The following is an 8886-nucleotide window of genomic DNA, read 5'->3' as shown; positions in this document are numbered from 1 at the left end:
TAATTAGATAGTTGGGAGTAAATTAAGAATAATGATGAAAATAATAGATAAGTTAAATTATTTATTTACGTTTATTTTTTTTATTGTTTAATTTATTTATGTTATGTTTACATAATGCTGGAGGAAGTCAATGACAGATAATAACTGGAAGTTAGTTGATGCATTTTTTGATAAATATGATTTAGTAGATCACCATATTAAATCATACAATGATTTTGTGAATAACAGAATTCAGAAAATCATTGACATCAGTGAACCTATTGTTATAGAAAACGATGAGACTGATGAAGAAACTGGTGAACTCAAGAAGGTTAAATACACTGTAAAAACTGGTAAAGTTAATATCAAAAAACCGTTTACCCGTGAAGCAGATGGTTCCAATAGTGATATTTATCCTACTGATGCAAGACTTAGAAATTTAAACTATTCTGCACACATGTATCTTGAGATGGCTTTAAATAAGGATAATGAGGAAAATCCTTTAGAAGAAGTTTACATTGGGGAATTGCCTGTAATGTTAAAGTCTGATTATTGCTATCTTAATGGTCTTACTGCAGAAGAATTATTAGAACATAATGAAGACCCACAAGACTTAGGTGGTTATTTCATTGTAAACGGTTCTGAAAGAGCTGTTGTAACAATGGAAGAAATTGCACCAAACAAAGTTATTCTTGAACGTGTTAAAGAAGTTGAAGACAGACATGCTAAAGCAGTTGTAACTTCAATCAGAAGTGGTTTCAGAGCTAGAATCACTTTGGAATATAAAAAACCACGTAAAAACAAAGCATTTTTAAGAGTATCTTTCCCATATGTTCCTGGTGAAATTCCACTCGTTATTTTATTAAGGGCTTTAGGTTTATCCACTGATCAGGAAATTATTACTAAAATTTCAGAATCAAATAATAATTTCCAAATGATTATTGCAGACGATATTCAGGTATCTGAAGAAGCTCTCAAAATAGACCCTGCTGAAATGGCTGATATGTCCATGGAAGAGAGAAATGAATACTTGAGAACTGCAGCTATTAAATACATTGGAAACCGTGTTGCTTTTAAAATGTCTGAAGATTATCGTATTCAACGTGCTGAAGAAGTAATCGACCGTTATTTATTACCTCACTTAGGTGACAGTAAAGAAAGACGTGCCGATAAAGCTACTTATTTGGCTGAAATGACTGAAATGTTACTTGAAGTTATTCATGAACAAAGAGAACCTCACGATAAAGACCACTATACTAATAAAAGACTCAGAGTTTCTGGAGATTTAATGGAAGACTTATTCAGAGTTGCTTTCACTAATTTGACTAGGGATATGAGTTATCAGCTTGAAAGAAGTATTTCTAGAGGTAAAGAATTATCCATTAAACAGGCTGTACGTAGTGATGTTTTAACTGAAAACATTAAACATGCAATCGCTACAGGTAATTGGGTTGGTGGAAGAGCTGGTGTAAGTCAGCTTTTAGATAGAACTAGTTATATGGGTACTCTTTCCCACTTAAGACGTGTTGTATCTCCTTTAACCAGAAGTCAACCTCACTTCGAAGCAAGAGATTTGCACCCAACACAATTTGGAAAAATATGTCCTAACGAAACTCCGGAAGGACCGAATTGTGGTTTGGTAAAGAACTTAGCTTTAATGTGTAATATTTCTGAAGGGTCTGACGAACAGGAAATCAAAGATGTAATTGAAAATATGGATGTTGAATTAATTTAATGGGGTGAAATGTTGACTAATTATAATGATATAGATGTAAAAACCGCATATCAATTTTTCGGATTCGATAAAATTGTTACTCCTAAAAAAGTTAGAGATGCTTATGATAAATTAGCTAAAGATTATCATCCTGATAATGGTGGAGATAATGAAAAAATGGCTGAAATCAATTATCATAGAGAAGTCATTAAAAGTTTCTTCAAAGAAAATCCAAAATTAAAAAAGAATACTAGACTTAATAAGGATTTTGATGAACTTTTGAATATCGAAGCTGTTGAAGAAGAAAGTTCAACCGGTATGGATTTAGCTGAAGAAATCGATGAAGTCATCATTGAAGAAGATGAAAGTGTTGAAGAAAACATTGGGACAATCGAAGAGGCAGTTGAAATTGAAGAAGACTTTGATGAAACTATTGTTGAAGAGGTTGAAACTCCACTTATCAATCGTTTAAAAACTAAAATCTATATTAACGGTGAACTCTTCGGAACCTGTGATAATCCTCAGGAATTCACTGATGAGATGAGAGAAAAAAGAAGAAAAGGAAAAGTATCTCATGAGATGAATATCACATACTATGAAGATAATAATGAAATTTATATTTTCAATGATCCTGGAAGAGCCAGAAGACCTTTAATCATTGTTAAAGAGGGGCAACCTCTCCTCACTGAAGATCATCTTAATAAAGTCGCTAACGGTAAATTAACCTGGGATGACTTGATTGAAAAAGGTATTATTGAATACTTGGATGCTGAAGAGGAAGAAAACTCCTATATTGCAATGGGATTAAATGAGTTAAATCCTGAACATACTCACTTGGAAATTGACCCTGCTACAATGCTTGGTATTTGTGCTGGAATCATTCCATTTTCAGACCACAATTCTTCACCAAGGAACACTATGGAAGCAGGTATGACAAAACAGGCTTTAGGATTATATGTATCTAATTATGCATTCCGTACTGATACTAGAGCACATTTATTACACCATCCTCAAACCCCTATTGTTAAAACACGTATCATTGACTCAACTAACTATGACTTAAGACCATCCGGTCAGAATTTTGTTGTTGCATTAATGAGTTATGAAGGATATAACATGGAAGATGCAATGGTAATCAACAAAGGTTCTCTTGAAAGGGGATTAGGTAGATCTTCATTCTTCAGATCATATGATACATCAGAAAAAAGATATCCTGGTGGTCAGGAAGACAGTTTCGAAGTTCCTGATAAAAACATTAAAGGATACCGTTCCGATGAAGCTTACAGACACTTGGATGAATTCGGTGTTGTAAATCCAGAATCCTATGTTGAATCCGGTGATGTTTTAATAGGTAAAACTTCCCCTCCAAGATTCTTAGGAGAATTTGATGAGTTAGCTAGTGCTGCAGAAAAAAGAAGAGAAACTTCCGTCACAGTACGTCACGGTGAAAAAGGTATTGTTGATGCAGTATTGTTGACTGAAACTATTGAAGGTTCAAGACTTGCTAAAATCAGAGTAAGGGATACAAGGCAACCTGAATTTGGTGATAAATTCGCATCAAGACACGGTCAGAAAGGGGTTGTCGGTTTAATTTTATCTCCTGAAGATGTTCCTTTCACCGAATTTGGTGTTGTTCCTGATTTAATAGTCAATCCTCACGCTATCCCTTCAAGGATGTCTGTAGGTCAGGTGCTTGAGATGGTAGCAGGTAAAGCAGGTTGTTTGGAAGGAGAACGTATTGACGGTACTCCGTTCAATAAAGAACTTGAAAAAACCATCAAGCAACATTTATTAAATCACGGATTTGAATCCGCAGGTTGTGAATCATTATATAATGGTGTAACCGGAGAAAGAATAGAAGCCGAAATTTTCGTTGGAGTGGCTTATTACCAAAAATTACACCACATGACTACTGATAAAGTTTATGCACGTTCTAGAGGTCCAGTACAAGTGCTTACACGTCAACCTACCGAAGGTAGGGCACGTGAAGGTGGTTTAAGGTTTGGAGAAATGGAAAGAGATTGTCTTATTGCACACGGTGCAGCTTTAACCTTAAAAGAAAGACTTCTGGATGAATCAGACAAATATGAAGCGATTGTATGTGAACATTGCGGAATGTTAGCTGTTGAAGATAAGAATAGAAATAAAAAATATTGTCCAATTTGTGGAGATGTAGAAACTTATCCTGTCGAAATATCATATGCATTTAAATTGTTATTAGACGAACTTAAAAGTTTATGTATCTTCCCTAAATTAGTTTTAGGAGACAAAGCATAATATTGAAGGAGCCGATACATTGAAAGAATTTATCAAAAAAATTGAAAGAATTAACTTTGGATTAATGTCTCCAGAGGATATTCGTAAAATGTCTGTTGTTCGTGTTGAAACTCCAGATACCTATGACTCTGACGGTTATCCAATCGAAAACGGTTTGATGGATCCTCGCTTAGGTGTTTTAGACCCATCACTCAGATGCCATACCTGTGGAGTTAGAGGTGGAGATTGTCAAGGACACTTTGGTAGTATTGAACTTGCAAGACCAGTTCTTCATGTAGGTTTTGGAGATATTATTCACAAAATTTTACGTTCAACCTGTAACGAATGTGGACGTGTACTATTACCTGAAGACGTTTTAGAGGACTACCGTGAAAAATTAGCTGAAGCTATAGAAAACAGAGAAAACCTCGAAGATATCTTGAAAAAAATACAAGGCGACGCTAAAAAAGTTGAAATGCCTGAAACTAAACAGAACGATATCGTCGATAAGATTATGGATGAACTCTATCCTGAAGAAAACGATACTTATGACCATATCGACAGAAGAGATGCCCTATTAAAAATCTTGAATCAACTCTATGCTGAAGCTTACATGAAAAGGGATGAAAGTGAAGAGAAAGCTTCATTCAAATACATTGACCCTAAACAATTATGTCCTCACTGCAGAAAAAATCAATCCTTAGAAGACATTGAAGCTAGCTACGACATGATTGAAGCTAAAAGCAATGATGAACTTGACCAGCTTGAAGAAAACATCAGAAATGGTATTGAAAGCGACTTCGACAAAAAACTTGAAAAAGTTGACAAAAAAATCGAAGAACTTCAAAACGCTGAAGAAATAGATGATGATGCTATCAATAAAGCAGAAGAGGAAAAACAAAAAATCTTGGATGATATTGAAAGCAAGTCCGAAAGGAAATTCGACACAGAATTCAAAAGACGCATTCGTGATTATCTTAAAGAAACTATTCAGGGATATGTTCAAGAACCAATTCTTTTGGATAAACCTGTTACAATCCACCAAGGTGAATATAAACTAACCGCTTCTGAAATCAGAGAAAGATTAGAAAGAATCACTGATGAAGACATCTACATTTTAGGTATCAACCCTGAAGTTGCAAGACCTGAATGGTTAGTATTGACAGTTTTACCAGTACCTCCGGTAACCGTAAGACCTTCAATTACTTTGGATACTGGTGAACGTTCAGAAGACGACTTAACTCACAAGTTAGTGGATATCTTGCGTATCAATCAAAGATTAGTTGAAAATATGGAAGCTGGTGCTCCTCAATTAATCGTTGAAGACTTATGGGACTTATTACAGTATCACGTTACTACTTACTTTGATAATGAGGCCAGTGGTGTTCCACCATCCAAACACAGATCAGGAAGACCTTTAAAAACCTTAACCCAAAGGTTAAAAGGAAAAGAAGGAAGGTTCAGATCCAATCTTTCCGGTAAACGTGTAAACTTCTCAGCACGTACAGTAATCTCCCCTGACCCTAACATCAGTATTAATGAGGTCGGTGTGCCTGAAATGATTGCTAAAGAAGTAACCGTACCTGCATATGTTAACGACTGGAACATAGACGAAATCAAAACATATGTTGAAAACGGTCCTGATGTACACCCTGGTGCAAACTACATGATTACAGAATCAGGAAGCAGAAGAAAAATCAATGAAGACACCAAGGAATTCATTTTGGAAAACTTAAAACCTGGTGACATCGTAGAAAGACACCTGAAAGATGGAGACATGGTTTTATTCAACCGTCAGCCTTCTCTTCACAGAATGAGTATGATGGCACACGAAGTAAGAGTACTTCCTTACAAAACTTTCAGATTAAACTTATGTGTATGTCCTCCATACAACGCAGATTTCGATGGAGACGAAATGAACATGCACGTTTTCCAAACAGACGAATCCCGTGCAGAAGCAAAATCATTGATGCGTGTACAGGAACACATCTTATCTCCAAGGTTCGGTGGACCGATTATCGGTGCTATCCACGACCACATTTCCGGAGCATACCTGTTAACAAGAAAATCAATGAAATTCCCAGAAGAACAGGCATTGCAAATCGTACGTAAATCACATTTACCAATTCCTGAAAATGACGGTGAAAAATGGTTACTTAAAAAATCCGAATCTGGAAATGATGTTGCAATTGAAAAAGAAATTGCAAAAAGGACTAAAAATGTCCGTGGAACTAAAGCGGATAAAGAAGCATATCTTAACACTTTGGGCTTATCTGAAGATGAGATTGCAAAACGTCTTAAAGCAAACAAATGGAACGATGAGGAAAAAGAAATCATCAAATCAATTGCACATAAAAGAATTTCCGATGAAATCACTGCAAAATACTCATCTGATAATGATGATGGCATTGATGATTCAATCATTGAGAAAGCTAACGGTGAAGAATGGACTGGTAAAGAGTTATTCTCATTACTTTTACCTAATGATTTGAACTTAACTTATAAAGCTGAAATTTGTACCAAATGCGGTCAATGTGACAAAATCTTAAGAGAAGCTCCTGACCCAACTGTTGTCGATTATGAACATATCTGTCCTATTGATGCATATGTAATGATTGAAAACGGTATCTTAAAACATGGAGTAATAGATGAAAAAGCATACGGATCCATGTCCGGTCAAATTTTAGATAAAATCGTTAAGGAATATGGTCCTGGAAGGGCTAAAGAGTTCTTAGACAGATCTACTGACTTAGCTATCTGCGGAATCATGGTAACTGGAATTACAACCAGTTTGAATGATGAAGAAATCCCTGAAGAAGCTCAAGCAAGAATTAATGAACATTTACAAAAATCAGAAGAAAAAGTAGATAGATTAATTGATGCTTATAACGAAGGTATTCTTGATGCATTACCTGGTAGAAGCTTAGAAGAAACTTTGGAAATGAGAATCATGCAAGTTTTAGGGGAAGCTAGGGATAAATCCGGTGAAATCGCAGAAGATTACTTGACTATGGAACACAACCACTCTGTTGTAATGGCACGTACAGGTGCTAGGGCATCCATGTTGAACCTGACTCAGATTACTTCCTGTGTAGGTCAGCAGGCAGTTAGGGGTGGACGTATTCACAGAGGATACATCGAAAGAACCTTACCTCACTTCAAAAGAAACGAGTTAGGGGCAAAAGCAAAAGGATTTGTACACTCAAGTTATAAATCCGGATTAGATCCAATCGAGTTCTTCTTCCACGCTATGGGAGGAAGAGAAGGTCTTGTAGATACTGCTATCCGTACAGCTCAATCCGGTTACATGCAAAGAAGACTTGTAAACGCACTTCAGGACTTGCAAGTTAAACCTTCCGGACTTGTCACTGACAATCAGAGTAATGTTGTCCAAAGAATCTTTGGTGACGATGGAGTGGATCCTGCTAAAAGTGACTTTGGTATAGCAGCAAACTTGGATAAACTCATTGAAGAGATTAAATTGGAAGAAAAATCTAATGAAGTATCTCAGGAAGGTAAATAAGGGGTGTAAATATGGATGAATTAATTGAAAAAGTTCAAAATACTTTGGAAATGCGTAATATTTGCATTCCAGATGATTATGATATTAAAAATATTTTAGTGGATTATGATTCAATAGATATCACTGATGATATTTTTGAAGATATCATAGCTAAATTCAAAAATATTGATTTGGTCAATGATTTACTTAATTCATATAATATTAATTTCGTTGAATTTTCACAGACTTTAGAGGAAAACGACATTGAATTGTTGGATTACTATTATCTTAAAAATATTTTCAATAAATTCGATACCAAAGAATTGTCTGAAGAAGAGTTTGATGTTGTTCTAAATGATATAAGTATCATCAACAAGGTCTTAAACATCTTAACAGATAAAGGTATTGAATTCCCTAAAGGTTATGTTGAAGATTTGGCTGATGCTTATGTTCGTCGTGATTTAACTGATGAAGAATTGGATAAACTTGTAGATAAGTTAAAAACTGCCTATGACCGAGCTCATGTAGAAGCTGGAGAGGCTGTTGGAACAGTAGCTGCACAATCTGTTGGTGAACCTGGTACTCAAATGACTATGCGTACTTTTCACTATGCAGGGGTAACTGAGTTAAACGTAACATTAGGTCTTCCAAGGCTTATTGAAATTGTTGATGCAAGAAAAGATATTGCAACACCGACAATGGACATTTACTTCGATGAAGACAAACGTTACGATGAAGATTTCGTTAAAACTATAGCTAATAAAATTGGTAAAAGTACTATTAACGATATTCTCGAAGACTTTAATTTAAATTATGCTGAAATGCAAGTTGAAGCTACTTTATCAGATAAAAAAATTGATGAAAGAAGGCTCGTTAAAGAGGATATTATTCAGAAAATCCAAGCTGACTTCAAAAAGGATAAACCTGAAATTGACGGTAATCTCGTAATTATCAAACCTAAAGAAGGTGGAGATGCTAAACATAGAATACGTAATCTCCGTTTATTAGCAGATAAAGTACGTGATTTACAGATTAGTGGAGTTAAAAAGATAGGTAAAGTTATTATCCGTAAGGATGATGAATGGGTTATTCACACAGAAGGATCCAACCTTAAAGAAATTTTAGCTATGGAAGGAATTGATTCCAAAAGAACTACCACTAACAGTATTCGTGAAATCGAAGATGTTTTAGGTATTGAAGCTGCTCGTCAATCAATCATTAACGAAGCGAATAATACTCTCTCAGAGCAAGGTCTTACTGTTGATGTAAGGCATATTATGTTAGTTGCAGATATCATGACTTCAGAAGGTGAAGTTAAATCAATCGGAAGACATGGTATTAGTGGTGAAAAATCAAGTGTTTTAGCACGTGCAGCTTTTGAAGAAACTGGTAAACATTTACTTAACGCAAGTATTCGCGGTGAAGTGGATGATTT

General features: G+C 35.3%; 4 protein-coding genes. All 4 read left to right on the top strand.

What is annotated here, in order from left to right; all coding sequences use genetic code 11:
* Positions 1-130 precede the first annotated feature (130 nt).
* Positions 131-1714, top strand: coding sequence for a DNA-directed RNA polymerase subunit B'' (locus IJQ68_RS08520; protein WP_292799205.1), 1584 nt, complete (start codon positions 131-133; stop codon positions 1712-1714).
* A 12-nt stretch (positions 1715-1726) separates the two neighbouring features.
* On the top strand, positions 1727-3970 hold the full coding sequence (rpoB, locus tag IJQ68_RS08515) for a DNA-directed RNA polymerase subunit B (protein ID WP_292799203.1): 2244 nt from the start codon (positions 1727-1729) through the stop codon (positions 3968-3970).
* Positions 3971-3989: 19 nt separating this feature from the next.
* The gene (locus IJQ68_RS08510) at positions 3990-7472 is read left to right on the top strand and encodes a DNA-directed RNA polymerase subunit A' (protein WP_292799201.1); all 3483 of its coding nucleotides are present in this window, start codon (positions 3990-3992) and stop codon (positions 7470-7472) included.
* Positions 7473-7483: 11 nt separating this feature from the next.
* On the top strand, positions 7484-8886 hold a 1403-nt coding region (gene rpoA2 / locus IJQ68_RS08505), incomplete at its 3' end, for a DNA-directed RNA polymerase subunit A'' (RefSeq protein ID WP_292799199.1).

The sequence above is a fragment of the Methanobrevibacter sp. genome (assembly GCF_017447225.1).
Taxonomy (GTDB): Archaea; Methanobacteriota; Methanobacteria; order Methanobacteriales; family Methanobacteriaceae; genus Methanocatella.
This window is presented reverse-complemented; position numbering and strand designations above follow the sequence as displayed.

Bases quoted from the DNA above. Each gene is read 5' to 3' on its own strand.
- IJQ68_RS08520 (WP_292799205.1), top strand. From the start codon at position 131: ATGACAGATAATAACTGGAAGTTAGTTGATGCATTTTTTGATAAATAT.